Annotated in this window: 19 protein-coding genes; 6 read left to right on the top strand and 13 right to left on the bottom strand. The window is 72.4% G+C overall.

The genetic code is table 11. The features are described from left to right. The 5 genes from FF36_RS29305 to FF36_RS29285 form a co-directional block, all read right to left on the bottom strand. The coding region (locus tag FF36_RS29305; RefSeq protein WP_199865545.1) for an acyl-CoA dehydrogenase family protein at positions 1–520 on the bottom strand (520 nt) is incomplete at its 3' end. A 153-nt stretch (positions 521–673) separates the two neighbouring features. Continuing rightward, a complete protein-coding gene (locus FF36_RS29300) occupies positions 674–1,816 on the bottom strand; it encodes an acyl-CoA dehydrogenase family protein (RefSeq protein WP_044888447.1) in 1,143 nt (380 codons plus the stop codon). Beyond that, a complete protein-coding gene (locus FF36_RS29295; protein WP_044888446.1) occupies positions 1,791–3,335 on the bottom strand; it encodes a class I adenylate-forming enzyme family protein in 1,545 nt (514 codons plus the stop codon). Before FF36_RS29295 ends, FF36_RS29300 begins: the two co-directional genes overlap by 26 nt. Before the next feature lie 243 nt (positions 3,336–3,578). Further along, complete coding sequence (locus tag FF36_RS29290) at positions 3,579–4,775, bottom strand: acyl-CoA dehydrogenase family protein (protein ID WP_052681587.1); 1,197 nt, start codon at positions 4,773–4,775, stop codon at positions 3,579–3,581. Between the two features lie 94 nt (positions 4,776–4,869). After that, positions 4,870–6,051: an acyl-CoA dehydrogenase family protein gene (locus tag FF36_RS29285; RefSeq protein WP_044888449.1), complete on the bottom strand. Its 1,182-nt coding sequence runs from the start codon at positions 6,049–6,051 to the stop codon at positions 4,870–4,872. A 274-nt stretch (positions 6,052–6,325) separates the two neighbouring features. Here FF36_RS29285 and FF36_RS29280 point away from each other — a divergent pair, with 274 nt between their 5' ends. Next, a complete protein-coding gene (locus FF36_RS29280; RefSeq protein ID WP_044888445.1) occupies positions 6,326–7,327 on the top strand; it encodes an LLM class flavin-dependent oxidoreductase in 1,002 nt (333 codons plus the stop codon). Positions 7,328–7,414: 87 nt separating this feature from the next. Here the strand turns inward: FF36_RS29280 and FF36_RS29275 are convergent, their stop codons facing one another. The 4 genes from FF36_RS29275 to FF36_RS29260 are packed head-to-tail and all read right to left on the bottom strand — an operon-like array spanning position 7,415 to position 10,933. Then, positions 7,415–8,119: a FadR/GntR family transcriptional regulator gene (locus FF36_RS29275; RefSeq protein ID WP_044888444.1), complete on the bottom strand. Its 705-nt coding sequence runs from the start codon at positions 8,117–8,119 to the stop codon at positions 7,415–7,417. Between the two features lie 41 nt (positions 8,120–8,160). Further along, positions 8,161–8,616 carry a Zn-ribbon domain-containing OB-fold protein gene (locus FF36_RS29270; protein ID WP_044888443.1) on the bottom strand — a complete coding sequence of 152 codons (456 nt, stop codon included), beginning with the start codon at positions 8,614–8,616 and terminating at the stop codon, positions 8,161–8,163. Next, positions 8,613–9,809 carry a thiolase C-terminal domain-containing protein gene (locus FF36_RS29265; RefSeq protein WP_044888442.1) on the bottom strand — a complete coding sequence of 399 codons (1,197 nt, stop codon included), beginning with the start codon at positions 9,807–9,809 and terminating at the stop codon, positions 8,613–8,615. Before FF36_RS29265 ends, FF36_RS29270 begins: the two co-directional genes overlap by 4 nt. Next, positions 9,806–10,933 (bottom strand): amidohydrolase family protein, encoded by a 1,128-nt coding sequence (locus tag FF36_RS29260; protein ID WP_044888441.1) that lies wholly within the window; start codon positions 10,931–10,933, stop codon positions 9,806–9,808. The genes FF36_RS29265 and FF36_RS29260 overlap by 4 nt, the downstream gene beginning before the upstream one ends. Before the next feature lie 351 nt (positions 10,934–11,284). On the opposite strand from FF36_RS29260, the gene FF36_RS29255 reads away from it, so the two are divergent. Further along, a complete protein-coding gene (locus tag FF36_RS29255; RefSeq protein WP_242419822.1) occupies positions 11,285–13,021 on the top strand; it encodes a class I adenylate-forming enzyme family protein in 1,737 nt (578 codons plus the stop codon). 53 nt (positions 13,022–13,074) lie between these two features. On the opposite strand, the gene FF36_RS29250 is transcribed toward FF36_RS29255, so the two are convergent. Beyond that, positions 13,075–13,665, bottom strand: coding sequence for a TetR/AcrR family transcriptional regulator (locus FF36_RS29250; protein WP_313954396.1), 591 nt, complete (start codon positions 13,663–13,665; stop codon positions 13,075–13,077). Positions 13,666–13,897: 232 nt separating this feature from the next. On the opposite strand from FF36_RS29250, the gene FF36_RS29245 reads away from it, so the two are divergent. Together FF36_RS29245 and FF36_RS29240 are read left to right on the top strand one after the other, a co-directional pair. Continuing rightward, the gene (locus tag FF36_RS29245) at positions 13,898–15,112 is read left to right on the top strand and encodes an acyl-CoA dehydrogenase family protein (protein WP_044888439.1); all 1,215 of its coding nucleotides are present in this window, start codon (positions 13,898–13,900) and stop codon (positions 15,110–15,112) included. Beyond that, on the top strand, positions 15,109–16,164 hold the full coding sequence (locus tag FF36_RS29240) for a phosphotransferase family protein (RefSeq protein WP_044888438.1): 1,056 nt from the start codon (positions 15,109–15,111) through the stop codon (positions 16,162–16,164). Before FF36_RS29245 ends, FF36_RS29240 begins: the two co-directional genes overlap by 4 nt. A gap of 86 nt (positions 16,165–16,250) precedes the next feature. On the opposite strand, the gene FF36_RS29235 is transcribed toward FF36_RS29240, so the two are convergent. Both FF36_RS29235 and FF36_RS29230 read right to left on the bottom strand, forming a co-directional pair. After that, positions 16,251–17,597, bottom strand: a complete 1,347-nt coding sequence (locus FF36_RS29235; RefSeq protein ID WP_044888437.1) for an NtaA/DmoA family FMN-dependent monooxygenase — start codon at positions 17,595–17,597, stop codon at positions 16,251–16,253. A gap of 72 nt (positions 17,598–17,669) precedes the next feature. Beyond that, complete coding sequence (locus FF36_RS29230) at positions 17,670–18,893, bottom strand: LLM class flavin-dependent oxidoreductase (protein WP_044888436.1); 1,224 nt, start codon at positions 18,891–18,893, stop codon at positions 17,670–17,672. A 509-nt stretch (positions 18,894–19,402) separates the two neighbouring features. Between FF36_RS29230 and FF36_RS29225 the strand changes: the two genes are divergently transcribed. Together FF36_RS29225 and FF36_RS29220 are read left to right on the top strand one after the other, a co-directional pair. Further along, positions 19,403–20,182 carry a dienelactone hydrolase family protein gene (locus FF36_RS29225; RefSeq protein WP_242422976.1) on the top strand — a complete coding sequence of 260 codons (780 nt, stop codon included), beginning with the start codon at positions 19,403–19,405 and terminating at the stop codon, positions 20,180–20,182. A 416-nt stretch (positions 20,183–20,598) separates the two neighbouring features. Next, positions 20,599–21,090, top strand: a complete 492-nt coding sequence (locus FF36_RS29220) for a beta-class carbonic anhydrase (protein ID WP_044888434.1) — start codon at positions 20,599–20,601, stop codon at positions 21,088–21,090. On the opposite strand, the gene FF36_RS29215 is transcribed toward FF36_RS29220, so the two are convergent. Then, positions 21,074–21,553: a winged helix-turn-helix transcriptional regulator gene (locus tag FF36_RS29215; RefSeq protein WP_044888433.1), complete on the bottom strand. Its 480-nt coding sequence runs from the start codon at positions 21,551–21,553 to the stop codon at positions 21,074–21,076. The genes FF36_RS29220 and FF36_RS29215 overlap by 17 nt on opposite strands. Positions 21,554–21,666 lie beyond the last annotated feature (113 nt).

The raw sequence follows: 21,666 nt of genomic DNA, 5'->3' as shown, positions 1-21,666 counted from the left end.
ACCCGCGGTTGGCCCAGTGGCCGTTGGTGGTCCACACCTTCTGCCCGGTCACGACGTAGCCGTCGCCGTCGAGTACCGCGCGGGTGCGCATGCCCGCCAGGTCGCTGCCCGCGTCCGGCTCGCTGAACAGCTGGCACCACAGGTCTTCGTTGCTGCGGATGGCGGGCAGCAGCTTCGCCCTCTGCTCGTCGGTGCCGAAGCGGATCAGCGCGCTGGCGGCGAGCCCGTTGGCGCCGGAGTGCATGGGCGCGCGCGCCCGGGCAATCTCCTCGGAGACGACGACGTCGCGGCGCGGGTCGTGCTCGGCCTCGCCACCGAACTCCACCGGCCAGTCGCCGCCGAGGTAGCCCGCCTCGAACAGCGCGGCAGTCCAGCGCCGCAGCTCGGCGAGCTCCTCGGCGTTCTCCGGGCTGCGCACCCCCGCCTTGGCCTGCCGCCCGGGCGCGTGGCCGGCGATGAACTCCCGCACCTGCGCCCGGAACTCCCCCAGCTCGGTCCCCGAACCCCAGTCCACGCTCATGACTCCTGCTCCAACTCGACTGCTCCGACTCGACTGCACCGACTCGACTGCACCGACTCGACTGCACCGACTCGACTGCACCGACTCGACTGCACCGACCCAACGACGAGAAGCTGCCCGCGGCGGTCCGCCCGTGTTCCGCCGGCCGGCCCGTCACACGCCCAGCGAACGACCGATGATCTCCTTCATGATCTCCGTCGTGCCGCCGTAGATGGTCTGGATGCGCGCGTCCGTGAACGCCTTGCCGACGGGGTATTCCGTCATGTAGCCGTACCCGCCGTGCAGCTGCAGGCAGCGGTCGACGACCTTCTGCTGCAGCTCCGTGGCCCACCATTTCGCCTTGGAGGCGTCGACGGTGGTCAGCTTCTCCTCGAACGACGCCTTCAGGCAGCGGTCGATGTACACCTGGGCAATGTCGATCTCGGTGGCGAGCTCGGCCAGCAGGAAGCGGTTGTGCTGGAAACCGCCGATCGGCTGGCCGAAGGCGGTGCGGGTCTTCGTGTACTCCAGCGTGGAGTCGAACACCGCCCGCGCCCCGGCGACCGCGGAGATCGCGATCGACAGCCGCTCCTCGGGCAGGTTCTCCATCAGGTGGATGAATCCGCCGCCCAGGTTGCCCAGCACGTTGCGGGCGGGCACCCGGACGGCGTCGAAGAAGAGCTCGGCGGTGTCCTGCGCGTGCAGGCCGATCTTGTCGAGGTTGCGGCCGCGGGAGAAGCCGGGCATGTCCCGCTCCACGACGAGCAGGGAGATGCCCCGGCTGCCCGCCGCCGGGTCGGTCCGCGCCACGACGATGACGTAGTCGGAGTGGATCCCGTTCGTGATGAACGTCTTGGCCCCGGAGACGAGCCAGTCGTCACCGTCGCGCACCGCCGAGGTCCGGATGCCCTGCAGGTCGCTGCCGGCACCCGGCTCGGTCATCGCGATCGCCCAGATCGCCTCGCCGGAGGCGAATCCGGGCAGCCAGCGTGCCTTCTGCTCGTCGTCGGGCAGCCGGCTCAGGTAGGAGCCGACGACGTCGTTGTGAAGCAGGAAACCCGGACCGGTGACGAACGCGGCCGCGAGCTCCTCGGCGACGACGGCGTTGAACCGGAAGTCCCGAACCCCGCCGCCGCCGAACTCCTCGGCGACGTTGAACCCGATGACGCCGTGCTTGGCCGCCTTGGCGAACACTGCCCGGTCGACGATCCCGTCGGCCTCCCACCCGGCGTGATACGGGGTGATCTCGCGGGCGACGAACTCCCGGACGACCTCCCGGAACTGCCGGTGCTCATACTCGAAGATCTCGCGTTCCACGGTCGTCTCCTTGCTCGGCGAACAACGCCAGCAGGTCAGGCATGCTGACCTTCTGGGACACCCCGCGGGGCAGCTCCGGCACGGTCAGCGCCCGCGCCGGCACCTCGTAGGGCAGCATCCGGGGCCGGCACCAGTCACGCAGCTCCTGCTCGCCGATCGGCTCCGCGCCGGGCGCCAGCTCCACGACGGCGACGGGCACCTGGCCGAGGCGCTCGTCGGGCAGGCCGAACACCGCCGCCTCGGCCACCGCGGGGTGCTCCTCCAGCACCTCCCGGACGGTGAGCGGCCGGATCTTGAATCCGCCACGGATGATCACATCGTCGGCGCGGCCCTCGATGTAGAGGAAACCGTCGTCGTCGAGGTGGGCAAGGTCGCTGGTCCGGGTCCAGCCGTCCGCGTCCGCCCGGGCACCGGCCTGGTCGGTCCTGATCTCCAGCAGTCCGCTGGCACCCGTCGGCAGCACCTCGCCGTCCTCCGCCACGACGCGCAGCCCCACCCCCGGGAAGGCGCGCCCGACGCTGCCCCGCTTCTTCGCCCACCACTGCCGGTGGTCCGGCAGCGACCAGCCCGCCACCGCGCCGGAGAACTCGGTCGCGCCGTACACGCCGAGCACGTGGATGCCGTAGCGCTCCAGCACCGCATCGACCAGGTCGGGCGACACCGGGGCGGTCCCGCAGGTCAGCGCGCGCAGGCTGGCGAGGTCCTCGACGGGCACGTCCGCACTCATCAGGGTGCGCAGCGCCGCCGGCGGCAGCGCGCCGAGGCGGGGCCGGTGCTCCCGGATGACCTCGAGCCACCGCTCCAGGGTCCAGCGCTCCAGCAGCACGATGCGCCGCGCGTCGCCGAGGGCCTGCAGCGCCCCCCACAACCCGCCGATGTGCACCAGCGGCACGGAGACGATGGCCACGCCGCCCTCGAAGTAGGACCTTTCGCCGCCACCGGGCTTCATGTGGCCCCGGGCGGACCCGACCGACGCCTCGAGCTGACGGTAGGTCAACGGGATGCGCTTGGGCGGGCCGGTGGTGCCCGAGGTGGTGAGTTCGACGGCGACGCCCGGCGCGTCGACCGCGGTGACCGCGGCGTCGGCGCGGCCGGCCCGCACCGACGCGATCCCCTCGGGCGAGGTGTGGAGAAGGCTGATGCCGAGCCGCTCGACCGGCTCCGCGAGCCCCGAGGACGCCCAGGCCCGCACCGGCACGATGATCGCCGGCGGGGTGGCCCGCTCCAGGTCGCCGGCCAGGCGCTCGGCCGGCTGCAGCGGGTTGAAGACCGTCAGGCAGCGCTCGGTGCCGAGGATCGCGAGGATCGCCGCGATGGACTCGGTCCAGTTTCCGAGCAGGACGCCGATGCGCGCGCCGCGACCGAGGCCGAGCCCGTCGAGGCTGCGGGTGATCTCGTCGGCAAGCGCGCGCACGGTCCCCCAGGACACCCAGGCACCGTCGACCTCAAGGGCGGGGGCGGAGTCGGGCGCCGACCACAGCGCCCGCAGGCGGCCCGGCAGGTCGGCTGACTCGGTCATCGGTCGTGACCTCGGGCGACGACGTCCGACCCGAGAGGGGCACGCGGGAGGCCGGGTTGTCCGACGATCTCGATCACAGGGTCCCGCATCATCGCTCCTTGCCGCCGGACGGACCGGTGCGGGCTCCGGACGGATCCGGAGAGCCGCCGAGAGAGCCGGTTCACCCAAGCTACCGCTAGATGAGTTTATTAGGTTTAAGGAATTACTGTCGGCCGGTCGTCCGACCCCGGCGCCGACACCGACTCAGCGCCGAGCGGCCGCGACCAGCCGGGACGCCGCCTGTTCGCGCAGCCGGTCCGGGGCCGCGATCAACGCCTCGCTGGACTTCGCCCGGCGCAGGTAGTGGTGCACGGGGTGCTCCCAGGTGAAGCCGATCCCGCCGTGCACCTGCAGGCTGCCCTGGGCGGCGCCGACCGCGGCATCGAGTGCCTCGGCGGCGGCCAGGGCCACCGCCACGTCGAGCTCACCGGTGTCCGCCGTCCCGCCGGTCTCGTCGAGGGCCTGCGCGGCGGCCGCGACGAGGGCACGGGCAGCCTCGGTGCCGACGAACATGTCGGCGCAGCGATGCGAGATCGCCTGGTAGGTGCCGATCGGGCGACCGAACTGGTGCCGGATGCCCGCATAGTCGACGGCCAGGTCGGTGCACTGCGCCGAGACACCGACGGCCTCGGCCGCGAGCAGCGTCAGCGCCACCCCCCGGGTGGCGGCCAGCACCTCGGCGAACTCGGCCGGCCCGGCGAGCAGGGTCGCGGGCGTGTCCAGCGTGACCCGGGCCAGCGGGCGGGTCGCATCGAGGACGTCGAGCGGCTCGACCTGGACCTCGGCCCCCGCGGCGCCGCCCTCGCCGCCGGCGGCAGCCTCACCGCCGGTCGACGCGGGGACGTCGACGGCGAACAACGCGGGGCCGGTCCCGGTCGTGGCGGCGACGAGCAGTGCCCGCGCGGCGGTGGCGTCCGCGACGACGGGAGCCGTCCCCGTCAGCCGCCAGCCGCCGCCGGCCTCCTCCTCGGCGCGCACGGTCGCCAGCGGCGTCCAACCGTCGACGGTGCGCCCGACCGCGACGGTCGCCGGCGTCCGGCCCGACGCGATCGCCGGCAGCAGCGCGGCTGCGGCGGCCGCCCCCGGCGCGCTCTCCGCCACGACGGCGAGCAGCGCGGCCTGAGCGGTCGCGCTGGACAGCAGCGGCACCGGTGCCAGCCGGCGGCCCAGCTCCTCCTGGGCGACGGCCAGCAGCGCCAGCCCCGCCCCCTCACCGCCGTGCTCCGGCGGGGCCGCGAGCCCCACCACGCCCATGGCCGAAAGCTCCGACCAGAGCTGTCGATCCCAGCCGCCCGGCGCGGCCGCGACCCTCCGGACCTGCTCGATGTCGCAACGCTCGCGCAGCAGCCGCGCCAGTGCGTCGCGCAGCTCGCCCTCCGCCTCGGCCGTGTCCACGTTCACCTCACTCCTCATCGTCCCGCGCCTCGTCGTCGTTCCGCGCCTCGTCGTCGCCCCACGCCCCCGGCGCGGCGCCCTGCGCCGCCGCCATGGCCCCTCACCCGCGCCCGGCTCCCGGCGCCGGCGGCGGGGCGGGCAGCCCCAGCACCCGCTCGGCGATCGTGTTGCGCTGGATCTCGGCGGTGCCGGCGCCGATCGTCGACGACCGGCTCATCAGGTAGCCGTAGGTCCACCGGCCGCCCTCGGGCGCGGTCGGCTCGCGGTTGCCGAGCACCGCGTCCGGGCCGATCACCCGCAGTGCCACCTCGTGCAGGCGCTGGTCGAACTCCGCGCGCATCAGCCGGTTGACCGAGGAGGCGGGCCCGGGATCGCGCCCGGCGAGCACGGTCTCCAGGGCCCGGCGGCTGTTCGAGGCGAGGATCCGCACCCCCGCCTCCATCCGCGCGAGGTCCTGGCGCACCACCGGGTCGTCCCCGGCCGGCGACCCGGCGGCGAGCGCGATCAGCTCGCTGACCACCCGGCGGTAGCGGAACTCGTCCGACAGGAACGCGGTGGCCCGCTCGTGGCCCAGGCTCGTGCGCGCGATCGACCAGCCGTCGTTCTCCCGGCCGACGAGGTTCTCGACCGGCACGCGCACCTCGTCGAGGAACACCTCGGCGAAGTGCGTTCCGCCGCTGATGTCGCGCAGCGGCCGCACCGTCAGCCCCGGCGAGGTCATCGACAGCAACAGGTAGCTGATCCCCTTCGGCCCCGGCTCACCGGTGCGCACCAGCGCGAACATCCAGTCGGCGAGATGCGCCTGGCTGGTCCACACCTTCTGGCCGGTGACGACGTAGTGGTCACCGTCGCGCACGGCCCTCGTCGACAGCGCCGTCAGCTCGCTGCCGGCGCCGGGCTCCGAGAAGCCCTGGCACCAGAACTCGTCCGCGCGCAGCAGGGGACGCAGGAAGCGGTCCTTCTGCGTGGGCGTGCCGTGGCGGATCAGGGTGGGGGCCACGATGAACGACAGACCGCACGGGTGCCGGGGAGCCCGGGCCCTCGTCATCTCCCGGTGGTAGGCGAGCTGGTCGGGCAGCGACAGATCCATGCCGCCGACCTCCTTCGGCCACCCCGGCGCCGCGAGCCCCGCGTCGGTCAGGTCGGCATGGAAGGCGCGGGCCCAGGTGAGCCGCGCACTGCCGCCACGGGGCGGCGGGCTCGCGTGCGCGGCCAGGAACTCCCGCAGCGGGCCGAGGAACTCGCCCTGCCGGGGCCGGTCGACGGTCTCGACGGCTGCCACCACGCCTCCTCCTCGTCTGCGGACCGCGTCCGTCGGCGGGCCCTGTTCGTCGGTCGAGCCCTGCTCATCGCCCGGGCTCAGGTCGTCGGGGCCCCGCGGTCGCACGGACCCCGTCCGCGGCGACGGCCACCGCCGCCGCGTCAACATCGCTGCAAGGTTACATGGTTTACTAAGTTCGCGAGGAAGACAAGAACTGGAGCGACGGTTCTCACCGGCCGATCGGCGCCCACGGCGCCGCCGGGGCGCCGGGCTCCCGACGCGGAGGTGGCGACACGTGCAGTGGGGACTTCCCTGGCCGGGCCCGCAGGTCGCGGAACTGGCCGAACAGGCCGGGGCCGCCGCCTTCTGCGCCGGCGAGTTCGCCGACACGAACTCCTACCTGACAACGGGCGAGATGGTCGCCGCCACCCGCCGGGCCCTGATCGGGCCGGGCATCGCCTACGCGTTCGCCCGCTCACCCTTCGTGCATGCCTCGGCGCTGCGGCACCTGTCCACGCGCGCCCCCGGGCGGATCTTCCTCGGCCTCGGGTCCGGCACCTACCGGATGAACACCGAGTGGTTCGCGTCCGCGGCCAGCGAGCCGGTGCGCCGGATGGAGGACCTCGTCGGGGCGATCCGCGCCTACCTGACCGCGGAGAACGGTCGACCCGTGGTGCACGAGGGCGAGTTCTACCCGATCCACGCCGACATCCGCGCCCCCGTCCTCGGCCGGCTCGACGTGCCGATCCTGCTCGGCTCGTTCAACCGGCGGATGGTGACCGCCGCCGGGCGGACCGCCGACGGCATCCTCGGTCACGGCATCTTCACCGACCGGTGGTGGACGGAGACGATCCGCCCGAACCTGCACGCGGGCGCCACCGCGGCCGGGCGGGACCCGGAGTCGCTGCGCCGCTGGGGCTGGCTCATCACCGCCGTCGACGAGCAGGACCCGGAGCGGGGACGGCGCGACGCCCGGCTCCAGATCGCCTTCTACCTCACGGTGAAGACCTACGACACCCTCGTCGAGCTGCACGGCTGGGGCGACGAGGTGGCCGCGATCCGCACCGCGTTCCGCTCCGGGGACATCCCGGGGATGGCCGCGGCGGTCAGCGACGAGATGCTCGACGCGATCGCCCTGTGCGGCGACCCGGCAGAGGCCGCCCAGCGGCTGGCGGCCCGTAAGGCCCTGCCCGACCTCGCGTTCCTGTCCAGCCCGGCCTTCATGGTCAGCGACCGGCGCCGTGCCCGCTACGCCGAGTCGGCGGTGCGTCTCATGAGCGCCGTCGCCACCGCCTGACCGACAGGCCGACCCGGCGCGGGGCACCCCCGACCGCGCCGGGAACCGTCCCGGACCCGGCGGGCACGCCGGACCCGGGTGCGGGGCTCACCAGCCGAGGAGGTCCTCGGGGAGGTCGCGGATGTAGCGGACCCGCGCGTCGCCGTGCTCGCGGGACAGCGCCACCGCGACGTCGGCGTCACCGTCACGGACCGCCTCGGCGACCTGCCGCCACTGCTCGCAGGCCAGCGCGATGCTGTCCGGGTCCAGCAGGAGGGGCCGAGAGGTCGGGTAGCGCGACAACGAGCCGAGCACGTCCTCGAACAACTGCAGGGTGGGACTGCGCGCGAGCTCGGCGAGCAGGATCCCCCACTGCACCCGGGCCCGGGCGTGGTCGCGCTGGTTGCCGCCGGCGGACTGCTCGACGAAGGTCAGCAGCCGGCGGCGCTCGACCCCGTCCGGGTTGAGGGCGGCCAGCCGAGCACACTCCGTGGTGATGAGGGTGTAGGTGGCGCTGATGTCGGCGAGGGAGGCCCGCCGGGTCCGCAGGAACACCGAGGCCACGTGGGCGACGCCGGCCGCGTCGGGCCGCTGCCCGTACAGCCCGCCGTGATGGCCGCGGCGGACGGTCAGGATCCCCTCGGCCTGCAGCAGCCGCACGGCCTGGCGCAGCGACGGCCGGCTGACCCCGAACCGGGCCAGCAGCTCGTCCTCCTGCCCCAGGTAGAGATCACCGTCCTGGCGGCTGAGAATCTCCTCGCGCAGCACATGGGCGACCGCCGACGCGGTGCTCACCGCGGCCACCCGCTCCATGCGCCCCCCTCCCCACGCGTGACGTACGCGACATAATACTTTCAGGTACCTGAGAGAGGCGCGCTCTCGGCGGCGGGGTCGACCCGGAACACCGGCAGTTTCCAGCCGTCGGCGATCTCGACGAAGTCGACGGTGAGCGGCGTCCCGATCCGGACCGTGTCCGGATCGGTGTCGACGACGTTGCTCACCAGCCGAGCCCCCGGCGCGTCGGGCAGGTCCACGACGACCGCGGCCAAGGTCAGCTCCGGCTGGCCCGGCACACCGTTGACGATGCTGAAGCTGAACACCGTCGCCCGCCCGGACAGCGTCACCCAGTCGACGTTCTGCGACTGGCAGTTCGGACAGAACGGCGACGGCGGCAGCCGGAAGGTCCCGCAGTCGGCGCACCTGGGCGCGACCAGCCGGTTCTCCTTCGCCGCCTGCCAGAACGGCTCGGTCGCCGAGTCGGTGGTGATCTGGATGCCGGCGGGCGGCAGGGTCGTCGTCAGAGTGCTCATGCCATCTGTCCCAGGATCAGGCCGCTGACCGGCAGGGTGGCCGGTCCACCGGTGACGAGCGCGAGCTTCGCGTCCGGCACCTGGTTGACGGCGGTGCCGCGAATCTGCTCGACGCCCTCCACGATGTGCGTCATGCCGATGATGTAGGCCTCCGAGAGCTGGCCGCCGTGGGTGTTGACCGGGATCGAGCCGCCCTTGTACCGGATCGCGCCGGACTCGACGAACGGGCCGCCCTCCCCCTTCTTGCAGAAGCCGTAGTCCTCGAGCTGCATGAGGACCATCGGGGTGAAGTGGTCGTAGATCAGCGCCACGTCGATGTCGTCGGGGGTGATCCCGGCCTTGTCATACAGCCGCCGGGCGATCGGGGCGTGCCCGGAGGAGGCGAAGTACTCGTCGGGCATCCCGTACCAGGCGAACGCCCGGCCCCACTCGCGCACCCCGCCGTGCGCCGCGGCGACCACGCCGACCGGCGTGCGCCGCAGGTCGCGCGCCCGCTCCGCGCTGGTCGTGAGGACCGCGACGGCGCCCTCGGTCTCCAGGCAGAAGTCGAACAGGCAGAGCGGATCGGCGATCATCCGGGCGTTGAAGTAGTCGTCCAGCGTCAGCGGGGTGCGCATGATCGCCTTGGGTCGGGTGAGCGCGTTCGCCCGGCTGGACAGGGCGATCTCGGCGAACGCCTCCCGGCGGGTGCCGTAGTCGTGCATGTGCCGCCGGGCCAGCACCGACATCAGATGCCCCGGGCCGACCAGGCCCGACGGCTGCAGGAACGAGTTCTCCGGGCTCGGCGCCACCGCACCGAAGACCGTGCCGAGGCGCTGCTTGACCTGCTGGAGCGCCATCACGGTGACGACGACGGTGGCGTCCCCGGCGAGGATCGCCGCGCGGGCCAGGCCGATCGACCCCGCCGACCCGCCGCCACCCGAGGTGAGCGCGGCGGAGAAGGTCACCTCGGGGATGCCGAGGGTCTCCATGAACGTCGCGGTGTCCATCGACTGGCCGTAGCCGGCGCCCGCCCCCGAGTAGTAGGCGAAGCCGTCGATGTCCCTGACCGACAGGCCGGCGTCCTCGCACGCGGCGAGGATCGCCTTGCCGGCGAGCTCGGTGATGGTCTGCGGCGCGGAGCCCCCGCGCCGGTAGTACGGCGTGGCGCCGACCCCGACGATCGCCGTGTCGAACGGACCCGACGCGCTCACGCGGCCGCTGCCACGGCCGGCTCACCGACGCCCGGGAAGAGTTCGAGGAACGTGTCGATGGTGATCCGCTTGCGGACGTCGTCCGACACGCCGTCGAACAGCCCGTGCAGCGTCTCCTGGGTATGGCCGAACGTGCCCTCCATGTGCGGGTAGTCGCTGCCCCACATGACGTTGCGGTAGCCCATGCCGGTCAGCGCGGCGACCGCGGAGGCGTCGTGCTGGAAGGAGGCGTACACCTGCGAGTAGAGGATCTCCTTGGGGCTGCGCTTCAGCTTGGGCCGCACCGCCATGTGGTGCTGGCGGTAGCCCTCGGTCATCCGGTCGGCGAGGAAGGGCACCCAGGTCGCGCCGCCCTCGGCGACGAGGATCTTCAGGTCCGGATGCCGGTCGAGCGCGCCCGAGGCGACGAGCTTCATCGCGGCCCGCTGGCCGGAGAACGTCGTCTCGGTGTAGTTCAGCACCGCGCCGCCGGGTCCGCGGTAGACGACGCCGACCTGCTCGCTGCCGATGTCGATCGGGTCGGTACCGACATGGAAGGCGAGCACCATGTTCGCCGCCTCCGCCGCCGCCCAGAACGGCTCCCAGGAGTCACGGTTCCAGTCGTCGGCCAGCGGGTGCGGGGTCGTCGGCAGGAACACCGCGCGGTAGCCGAGCTCGGCGGTGCGCTCCAGCTCGGCCACCGCGTCGTCGACCTGAAGCGTGGAGACCTGCGCGGTCGGGACCAGGCGCGACGAGACCTTCATGATCGCGTCGATCGCCCAGTCGTTGCTGACCCGCAGCGCCTCGCGCAGCACCTCGGGGGTGCGGAACGACGAGCTCCACAGGCCCAGCGACGGGAACACCAGCTCGCCCCAGACGCCCTCGGTGTCGAGGTCGGCCAGCCGCAGAGTCGCGTCCCGCGCGCCGGGCGCCCGGTTGCTCTCGTCGAGGAACTCCTGGGCCTGCACGTTCGGGAGCTTGCGGCGGAAGGACTGGCCGTCGACGTACACGGTCTCGTACTTGCCGTCCGGGTCCTTCACCGCCCTCGGGACGAGTTCGGCCAAGCGGGGCGGCAGGTTCGACTGCCACAGGTCGTCGGGCTCCAGGAAGTGCGAATCGCCGGAGTTCGCCCAGATCTTTGCCATGTCGTCCTGCCTCCGCATGGGTTGCGCCGTGCAGACGGTTGCCTGCCGCTCGGATCACGTGCTGTCGCCGGAACTCGGTGGCATGGAACTCGACGACATCGATGGCGACCAAGTTGACATGGTTACTTTAGATACCTGAAAGAACTGCAGGCAAGTGGCGGCCGCGCGGAGCCCCGACTCCACGGCATCTTCCACCAGCGCACGTGCGCCGGGACGGCACGCGGCGACGGCGACCACTCGCCGCGCCACGACGTGGGAGTGGCTCCCGCGACGGCCACTCGTTCCTAGTGAACTAGGTATATTTTCCTGGATGTGGCGGCCGCCACGCTCTCGTCGACCCGAGGAGCGCCGGTGAACCTGGAGAACGCGGGACCTGCCCACCCGGCCGAGCCGGTCACGACCATCGAGGCACTCCCGACCACCAACCCGCCGCGGTCGCTCGCACCGGTCCGGCCGCTGCCCACGATCGCGCCGCTCCCGCTCGCCGAGCTGCTGCACCTGGGCGCGACGGACCATCCGGACACCCGGCTGGTCTTCCGCAGTCCGGTCGGCACTCTCACCACGGATCTGGGCTCGCTGTACGAGCGGGCCGTGCGGGTCGCCGGCGGCCTCGCCGCGCGCGGGATCGGCCCGGCAGACGTCGTCGCGCTGCAGTTGACCAGCCGGGTGGAGAGCGCGATCGCGCACGCCGCCGTGCTGTTACGCGGGGCGGTGCTGCTGCCGATCGTGCCCATCTACGGGATCCGCGAGGTCGCCTTCATCCTGCGGCAGTCGGGGGCGAGCGCGATCATCCTGCCGGGACAGCGGGCGGCGGAGATCGCCGAGCTGCGCGGGGCACCCGACGGGCTGCCGGCCCTACGCCACATCGTCACCGTCGCCGACAGCACCGCCGCACCGGCCGGCACCGGCACCGCACCGGCCGGCACCGCACCGGCCGGCACCGTGCCATGGCAGGAGCTCGCACTGGCCCCGCCGCTGGCGCCGTGCACCCGGCCGCTCGACGAGGTCGCCGTACTCGTCTACACGTCGGGGACGACCGCCGCGCCCAAGGGCGTCACCCACACCCACCGCTCGGTCGCCGCGGAGGTCGCCTCGCTGCGCAGCCTGCGCGCCGGCCAGCCCGACTTCGGCTACCTCGACCTGTTCCCGCCCGGCCACATCGCCGGGCTGAGCGTGCTGCTGCGGACCCTCGTCGACGGACTGCCGACCGTCTTCCTCGAACGGTTCGACGCGGCGGAGGCGATCGAACTCGTCCACGCCCACGGCGTGACCGCGTCCGCGGGGGTGCCGTTTCACCTGACCGCTCTGCTGGATGCGGCCCAGCGCGACGGCCGCGGCCTCGGCCCGCTGCGCGACTTCCTCGTCGGCGGGGCCAGCGTGTCTCCCGCGCTCGTCGAGCGGGCCGAGCGTGCCGGCGTCAGCGCCTACCGCGCCTACGGTTCCAGCGAGCATCCGACGATCAGCTCGGGCAGCGCGGCCGACCCGCTCGACCGGCGGGCCGCCACGGACGGGCGGGTGCTGCCGGGCAGCGAGGTACGCATCCTCGACCCCGCCGGCCACGACCTCGGCCCCGGCGAGGAGGGCGAGATCGTCACTCGCGGCCCGGAGCAGTTCGCCGGCTACCGCGATCCGGCGCTCAACGCGACCGCGTTCACCGCCGACGGCTGGCTGCGCACCGGGGACATCGGCCGGGTTGATACCAAGGGCTACCTAACGATCACCGATCGCATCAAGGACATCATCGTCCGCAACGGGGAGAACGTCTCCTCGAAGGAGGTCGAGGACCTGCTCATGACCCATCCGGCCGTCGCGGAGGCCGCCGCCGTGGCCGAACCGGACGACCGCACCGGTGAGCGGGTCTGCGTCTTCGTCCTGCCGCGCCCGGGGTCGGCCCTCGACCTCGACGAGGTGCGGGCGCACTTCGCCGCCGCCGGCGCCGCGAAGCAGAAGACCCCGGAACGACTTGTGATCGTCACCGACCTGCCGCGGACCGCGGCGGGCAAGGTCCGCAAGCACGAGCTGCGCGCGGACCTGCACGCGGGCGGAGCCCACCACCGCGCCGGACCGGGCGAACCGGCGGGCGGCTGATGCGTGACAGGCCGAGCAGGCGCATGGGCATGGGCATGCCCATGCCGTGGCGGTCAGCCGGCCACGCCGACCAGGGTGAGGGCGAACCGGCCGTAGGTGTAGACGATCTCGTCCTCGCTCAGGTCGCCGTCCTCGCGGTACCAGGCGGCCACCCCCATCCCGAGGTCGAGCAGGGCGTAGGAGGCGAGCTTGACCGAGGCAACGTGGAACCGGGAGGCGGCGACCCCCTCTTCGATGAGCCCCCGGATGAGCCGCTCGTAGCTGCTGCGCCGGGCGACGACGGCCGCCCGGTTGACCTCGTCGAGACTGCGGATCTCCCGGTTGCCGACGAACGCCTCCAGCCGGTGGCGGGTGTGGAAGCGCACGTGGGCCTCCACGGCGCGGCGCAGCCGGTCCGCGACGTCGTCGACGCCGGCGACGGCGAGGGCGTGGACGTCGTGCAGGACGTCCATCGCGTCGAGCATGATCGCGGCGAGCAGGTCCTGCTTGGAGCTCACGTGCTTGTACAGGCTCGGACCTCGGATGCCGACCGCCGCGCCGATCTCGGTCGTGGTGGTGGCCTCGTAGCCGCGTTCGGCGAACAGCTTCAGCGCCGCGTCGCGGATCGCCCGCCCGCGTGGGGTGAGCTGTGGCCGCGTAACCACGGCCCGGTCCGATCCACTCATGCATCCCCGCCCACGTGAACCGCCGTGACTAAGAACCGGTAGCCACGGGCATGCGGACTGCTCCCCGCACAACACCCATGCTAGCAGGCTTGATTTTCCCTCAATGCTGGCGGATCGTCGCCACCCCTGCTATCAAGGCTACTGAGCATTAGCCTTTTCAGCCGACCCATCCAGCCGGGGGCCGGCGCTCGCACCGAGGCGGGAGATCGTCATGGCCATTGATTTTTCGCAGCCGCCAGAGGTCGTCGACCTCGTCGAACGCACGGCTGCCTTCGTCCGCGACGTCGTGATCCCGGAGGAGGAGCGGTACGCCGGCGTGGTCTCGGCCGGCGGGGAGGCGCTGCGCGCGCGACTGCAGGCGGCGGCCCGCGACGCCGGGCTGTTCGCCCCGCATGTCTCCCGGGAGTACGGCGGCCTCGGGCTCGGCATGACGGCGCGGGCACCCGTGTTCGAGGCCGCCGGTTACTCCCTGTTCGGGCCGCTGGCGCTGAACTGCTCCGCGCCCGACGAGGGCAACATGCACATGCTCGAAATCATCGCGACCGATGAGCAGAAGGAGCGGTACCTGCGCCCCCTCGCGAGCGGCGAGGTCCGGTCGTTCTTCGCGATGACGGAGCCGGCGCCCGGGGCCGGCTCGGATCCGGCGGCGCTGTCGACGACCGCCGTCCGGGTCGACGACGGCTGGCGCATCGACGGCCACAAGTGGTTCTCCACCGGCGCGGACGGCGCGGGCTACGCGATCTGCTTCGCCCGGACCTCCGGCAAGGTCGGCACCGTCGGCGGCGCGACCATGTTCCTCGTCGACGCCGACAATCCCGGCCTGAAGGTCGTCCGGCACGTCGACACCCTCGACCAGGCCATGATCGGCGGTCACTGCGAAGTGATCTTCGACAACTGCGTGGTGCCGGACTCGGCGATCCTCGGCGAGCTCGACCAGGGCTTCGCGTACGCGCAGGTACGCCTCGGCCCGGCCCGGATGACGCACTGCATGCGCTGGCTCGGCATCGCCCGCCGAGCCCAGGACATCGCCATCGACCGGATCGCCGAACGCCGCCTGTTCGGCTCGAAGCTCGTCGAGCTCGGCATGGCGCAGCAGATGATCGCCGACTCGGAGATCGACATCGCCGCCTCTCGCAGCCTCATCCTGCAGGCCTGCTGGGAGCTCGATCAGGGCCAGCGCGCGGCGCAGTCCACCGCGATGACCAAGACGTTCGTCGCCGAGGCGATCTGGCGGGTCGTCGACCGGGCCATCCAGCTCTGCGGCGCCGCCGGCGTCTCCGGCGAGCTGCTGCTGGGCCGCTATCTCAACGAGGTCCGCGCCTTTCGCATCTACGACGGAGCGTCGGAGACCCATCGCTGGGCGCTCGCCCGGCGCGCGGTCAAGCAGCGGCTCAAGGCGACCGGCGCCCTGGAGTCGGCCTCATGACCGCGCTCGATCCCCCGCACGGCGCCGAGGAGGGGCTGGTCTCCCCGCCGGGCCTGGACCTGGCGGCGCTGGCCGCCTACCTCGACGCCACCGTCCCCGGCCGGTCCGGGCCGCTGCGTGCCACGCTGCTCAGCGGCGGCCGGTCGAACCTGACCTACCACGTGTGGGACGACGCCGCCCACTGGGCGCTGCGCCGGCCCCCGCTGGGCAACCTGACGCCCTCGGCGCACGACATGCGACGCGAGTACCGGGTGGTGGCCGCACTGCGCCAGACCCCGATCCCGGTGGCCGAGGCGGTCGTCTACTGCGACGACCCCGCCGTGCTCGGGGTGCCGTTCGCGATGGTCTCCCTGGTCGACGGGGTGGTCCTGCGCAGCCGGGCCGACCTGGCCCCCTACTCCGACGCCGACGTGCGCCGCTGCGCCGAGAACCTGCTGCGCACCCTCGCCCGGCTACACGCCGTGGACTACCTCGCCGTCGGGCTCGAGCGGTTCGGTCGGCCCGAAGGCTACCTGCGCCGTCAGGTCGACCGCTGGTGGGGGCAGTGGGAGCGGGTGCGGACCCGGCCGCTGCCGGACCTCGACGCGCTGCACGGCCGGCTGGCCACCGCGGTCCCGGCGGAGAGTGCCGCGTCGATCGTGCACGGCGACGCCCGCATCGACAACTTCGTGTTGGACCCGGACGACATCGGCGCCGTGCGGGCCCTGCTGGACTGGGAGATGGCGACCCTCGGTGACCCGCTGGCCGACCTGGGTCTCACCGTCGTCTACCGCGACCCGGACTTCGATCCCGTGCTCGGCGGCTCGGCTGCCGCAGCGAGCGACCGGATGCCCGGCGGGGACGAGATGATCGAGATCTACGCGCGCGAGTCCGGCCGCGACATCGTGAACATGGACTTCTACCTGGCGCTCGGCTACTTCAAGCTGGTGGTGATCGCCGAGGGCATCCACGCCCGGCATCTCGCCGGCAACACCGTCGGAGAGGGTTTCGACCTCGTCGGCCAGGCCGTGCCGGCGCTCGCCGCGGGCGGGCTGCGCGTACTCACCGGTTGAACCGGCCCCGGCCGGGGCTCAGCAGACACCACCTCCGGCCGGGGCCGGCACCCTCACCCCGGCCGGCGCCCTCACCCGGAGCCGGTTCAGCCGGGCAGCTCCAGGCCGAGATGCTCGCGCAGGGTCGTGCCGGTGTACTCGGCGCGGAAGACGCCTCGTTCCTGCAGCAGCGGCACGACCTGGTCGGCGAACTCGTCCAGCCCGCCGGGGACGATGTGCGGGACGAGGATGAAGCCGTCGCTGGCGTCCTGTTGGACGAACCGGTTGATGGTCTCGGCGACCGTAGCCGCCGAGCCGATGAAGGACTGCCGCCCGGTGACCTCGATGACCACCTCGCGCAGCGAGAGCTTCTTCGCCTCACCCAGCTCGCGCCAGCGGCGCGCCGTGGCCAGCCGGTCGTCGAACATCCGCACGCTGGCCCGCCCCTTGGAGATCGTGTTCTCCCCCGGCAGCGGGTCGACCTCGGGGACCGGCCCGTCCGGGTCGTAGGCCGACAGGTCGCGGTTCCACAGCTGCTCGGCGAACAGGATCGCCGTCGCCCCGCTGACCTGCTGGTGGCGGATCACCTCTGCCCGCTCGCGCGCCTCGGCGTCGGTGTCGCCGAGGACGAACGTCGCCGCCGGCAGGACCACCAACTGGTCGGGCCGGCGGCCGAACTTGGCGAGCCGGCCCTTGATGTCGGCGTAGAACGCCTGACCGTCCTCGAACGTGCTGTGCCGGCTGAAGATCGCGTCCGCCGAGGAGGCGGCGAACTCCCGGCCGGCCTCGGAGTCGCCGGCCTGGAAGATCACCGGTCGGCCCTGCGGGCTGCGCGGGACGTTGAACTGGCCGCTGATGTCGAAGAAGTCGTCGTGGTGCGCGAACGTCCCCGGCCGCGGCTCGCGCAGGAACTGCCCGGTGTCCTTGTCCGCGACGATCTCGTCGCCGTGCCAGGAGTCGAACAGCTCCCAGGCCGTGTGCAGGAAGCGCCGGGCCCGCTCGTAGCGATCCTGCTCCGCGAGGTAGCCGCCGCGGCGGAAGTTCTCCCCGGTGAAGGCGTCCCAGGACGTGACGACGTTCCAGGCGGCCCGCCCCGCGGAGAGGTGGTCGAGGCTGGCGAACTGCCGGGCGACCTCGTAAGGCTCGTTGAAGGTGGAGTTGATGGTGCCGGCGAGCCCCAGGCGTTCGGTGACCGCCGCGATCGCGGCCAGCACGGTGAACGTGTCGGGCCGGCCGACGACGTCCAGGTCATGGATGCGGCCGTTCTGCTCGCGCAGACGCAGGCCCTCGGCGAGGAAGAAGAAGTCGAACTTGGCACGCTCTGCCGCGCGGGCAAGGTGGGCGAACGAGCTGAACTCGATCTGGCTGCCCGCCGCGGGGTCGCTCCACACCGTCGTGTTGTTCACCCCGGGGAAGTGCGCCGCCAGGTGGATCTGCTTGGTCGGCCTGCTCATGGAGGTCCTCCGCTGGTGTGTGCAGGGCTGCCGGCTGCCGGCTCTGCCGGCGGCGGGCTGGACGGCGGCCGACTAGACGGCGGCTGCTGCTGCGGCGGCTGCGGCGTAGCGGTTGGCGGGTCGGGGCAGGCCAAGCAGGCCCCGCAGTGTGGTGGCCTCGTAGGCGGTGCGGAACGCCCCGCGGGACTGGAGTTCGCCGACGAGCCCCCGGGTGATGCCCTCCAGGTCGTGCGGGATGGCCGCCGGACGCAGCCGGAAGCCCGACAGCCCGGCCGGTTGCCAGTCGAGCAGGAGATCGGCGAGTTCCCCGGGGGTACCGGCGACGATGAGCGCGTCGCTGACCTGGGGTTCGCCGGCCCACTCGTCGAGCCGGGCGCGGTTGTCGGCGGCCTGTGCCGCCGAGTCGGCGAGGTGGACGACCAGATCGGCGAACACGTGCACGGTCTCGCCGCCCCGACCAGCCGCGTCCTGCTCGGCCCGGATCTCCTCGACGATCCGGCGGGCGTCGTCGGCGTCGCGAGGCGTCACATAGACGACGTCGCCCTGGCGCGCCCCGAGTCGGTAGGGCACCGTGCCGTGACCGAGGACGGTCACCGGCGGCTGGCCCTGCGGCGGGCGGGGCACGATCGAGGGCCCGCGCACGCTGAACCAGCGTCCCGCGAAGTCGATGTAGTGCAGCTTGTCCCGGTCGACGAACCGACCGGTGGCGACATCGCGGATCTCGGCGTCGTCCTCCCAGCTGTCCCAGAGCCGGCGCACGACCTCGACATAGTCAGCCGCCTCGTCGAACAACTCGGTGATCAGCGCGACGACCTCGGGCCGCTCCAGGTCCGCCGCCGCGATCCCGGGGATCGTCCGCCGGCCGAACAGGTCGGCCTCGGCTCCGCCGGTGCCGGCCCGCACCCGGACCCCGGCCCGCCCGGAGCTGACGTAGTCCAGCGTCGCGATGGCCTTGGAGATGTGGAAGGGCTCGGTGTGCCCGGCGACGATCGACGGGACGAGACCGATCCGCGAGGTCAGCGGGGCGACACGAGCGGCGATGAGCACGGCGTCGAGTCGGCCGCGAACCCGATCGGTCCGGGCGTCCGGACCGTCGAACCGGTCCGACTGCAGGCCGAGGGAGTCCTCGATCGTGACGAAGTCGAGCAGGCCACGCTCGGCCTCCTGGACCAGGTCGGTCCAGTACCGGGCGTCGAACAGCTCCGCGGTCCGCGCGCGCGGCTCCCGCCAGGCTGCCGGATGCCAGCCGGCCCCGTCCAGCGCGAGGGCGAGGTGCAGCGGTGGGCGGGGGGTCATCGGGCGCAATCCTGCACGAGACGCAACGGGCACTCCTCGGACGATGGGAACCGGCGGACGATGGGAACCGGCAGGCGAACGGCGGGCGCAGGGCTTTCGAGCTGCAGGCGCAGAACTTTCGCGGCGGTCGTGGGGCCTGAGCCGCAGGCGCTGGGCCTGGGTTGGAGGCGAAGGATTCCGGACACCCCGCACGGACGGCTTCCGGCTCCCGGCTCACGCGGAAACGCCGGTTACCTCCGCATCAACGACAGCGGCTGGATTCGGCGCGTCCGAAATCGATGCAGCGGCGGCACGTCAACAGCAGCGAGGTGCGCACCCTTTTCACTCTGAGTAGGTCGGCTTTCCTCGGTCAAGAGCACATAATGTGACGTGCAGCACAGCACGTTCAACCATGGCGTTCGCCGGGCGATCCGCCGCCGCGACGGCCGAGCCGGGACGACCAACCCCGCGCACGCCGCGAAGCGCGGTACCGTGTCGCCCGCGCGACCGGCGGACGAGGGGTGGACATCGTGACGACGGTCAACTTGTCAGGATTTGCTGACGTTCTGGACATCTCCCCGGGCCTCAGCGCGTACCTGGCCCGACCGGCCGCCGTCGGCCCGGCCCTGGCCCCCGGTGACGCGCCGCCCGCCAAGGGTGTCCTGCGTCCCGGCGTGATCGTGCTGCACGAGGCGTGGGGTCTGGACGAGACCGTGCGCGCGATCGCCGACCGCCTCGCCGGCCTCGGATACTTCGCCCTCGCCCCGGACCTGTTCAGCGCGGGCGGCGCCCGCCGCTGCCTGGTGGCCACGGTGCGGGCGATGTCCTCCGGCAGCGGACGGGCGTTCGACGACATCGAGGCGGCACGGCGGTGGCTGACCGCCCTGCCGGCATGCAACGGAAGGGTGGGCGTGATCGGCTTCTGCCTCGGTGGCGGCCTCGCCCTGCTCAGCGCGGGCCGGGGCTTCGAGGTCGCGGCGATCAACTACGGTCCACTTCCCCGCAAGCTCGACGCCTCGTTGCGGGCGGCGTGCCCGGTGGTGGCGAGCTACGGCGGCCGGGACCGGACCCTACGCGGGGCCGCCGGCCGACTTTCCGCGGCACTGGACCGGGCCGGCGTCCCGCACGACGTCAAGGAGTACCCGACGGCCGGGCACGCGTTCCTCAGCGCCCGGCCGGACGGCACCCCGAGCGGCCCGCGGCTCCTGCACCCGGTGCTGCGCACCGCCGGAATCGGGCCCGAGCCGGTCGCCGCGGCCGATGCCTGGGTCCGGATCGAACGATTCCTGACGGAGCATCTCGGCGCCTGACGCCGCGATGGGACCGCGAGTCGGCTCGCTGCCGACCGCTCGGACGCCATGACCGGCGAGTGTGTTCAGCCCCACGATGGGGATGTGACATGGGTCACTTATCCTCATGGTTGGCGGAACGGTCTCCCTCATGTTTCGGTTCGTACATGCCGACTCCGCCTCCGCTGGTGCACAGACGGCACGTCGACCTGCTGCTCGTCTCCACCGCCCTCTGTTCCAGCGGCCGCTCGGCTTCCTTCGCCTGACGGGCCCCACCCCGGCACCCGCGCACGGCCCGTCGAGCATCGCTCGGCGTCGTCCCTGGCCGAAGCATCGCGGGTCTGCCGCGCCGCGGATCATGCAATGCCGCCCACCTTCATCGCGGCACCACCGCCAGCCATGCGGCAGGCCGCCCGAACTCCGTCTGGAGCATCGAGATGACCGCCACCGACGACCTACTCGGCAACGCCGCCCAGTACGCCCGCGACTTCACCGCCGGAGACCTGCCGCTGCCCCCGAAGCTGAGGGTCGCGGTCGTGGCGTGCATGGACGCCCGGCTGAACGTCTACGGCGTGCTGGGCCTGACGGAGGGTGACGCACACGTGATCCGCAACGCGGGCGGGGCGGTGACCGACGACGAGATCAGGTCGCTCGCCATCAGCCAACGGCTGCTGGGAACCCGAGAGATCATCCTCATCCACCACACCGACTGCGGCATGCTCACGTTCACCGACGAGGCGTTCAAGGCGCAGATCGCCGCGGAGACGGGCATTCGCCCACCGTGGGCCGTCGAGACCTTCACGAGCCTGGAGGACGACGTCCGGCAGTCGATCGCCCGCATCACGGCCAGCCCCTTCATTCCGCACAAGGACTCGGTCCGCGGGTTCGTCTACTCGGTCGAGAAGGGCACCCTCACCGAGGTGCGCTGAGCGCACCGGTATCCACCGGATCCATGACGGCCGTCGCACCCGTGACGGCCGTCGGCTGCCGCGCGGAGGTACGCAGGTCGTACGCCTGCTCCGCCGCGCGGATCGCGTCCACGTTGTTCTCGGCCCAGGCCTTGAGGGGCGTGATCAGGGGATAGAGGTCACGGCCGAGTGCCGTCAGCTCGTAGTCGACGCGCACGGGAACCGACGCGGTGACCGTCCGGTCGATCAACCCGCTGCGCTCCAACGTCCGCAGGGTCTGGGTGAGCATCTTCGGGCTGACCCCGGCGATCTCCGTCTTCAGCTCGCCGTACCGGCGCGGTCCCGCCGAGATCGCGGCCAGCACCAGGCCGACCCACTTGTCGCTGAGCGTCTCGAACACCTTGCGAGACGGGCAGGCCGCCATGAAGGCGTCGTAGGCCTCCTTCGCCTCGGCCCGCCGCTGCGCCGCCGTCCGGGTTGCCATAGAGATTCCTCCAGGAAACTAGTAGGACTTGATTAGGTCTGTCTGTGGTTGTACTGACTGTCGTCTTCATGTGTGTGGCGGTGGTTGGTATGAGACAGGACGAGATGGCCCGG

The organism is Frankia torreyi, assembly GCF_000948395.1.
In the GTDB taxonomy this organism is placed as follows: domain Bacteria; phylum Actinomycetota; class Actinomycetes; order Frankiales; family Frankiaceae; genus Frankia; species Frankia torreyi.
This window is presented reverse-complemented; position numbering and strand designations above follow the sequence as displayed.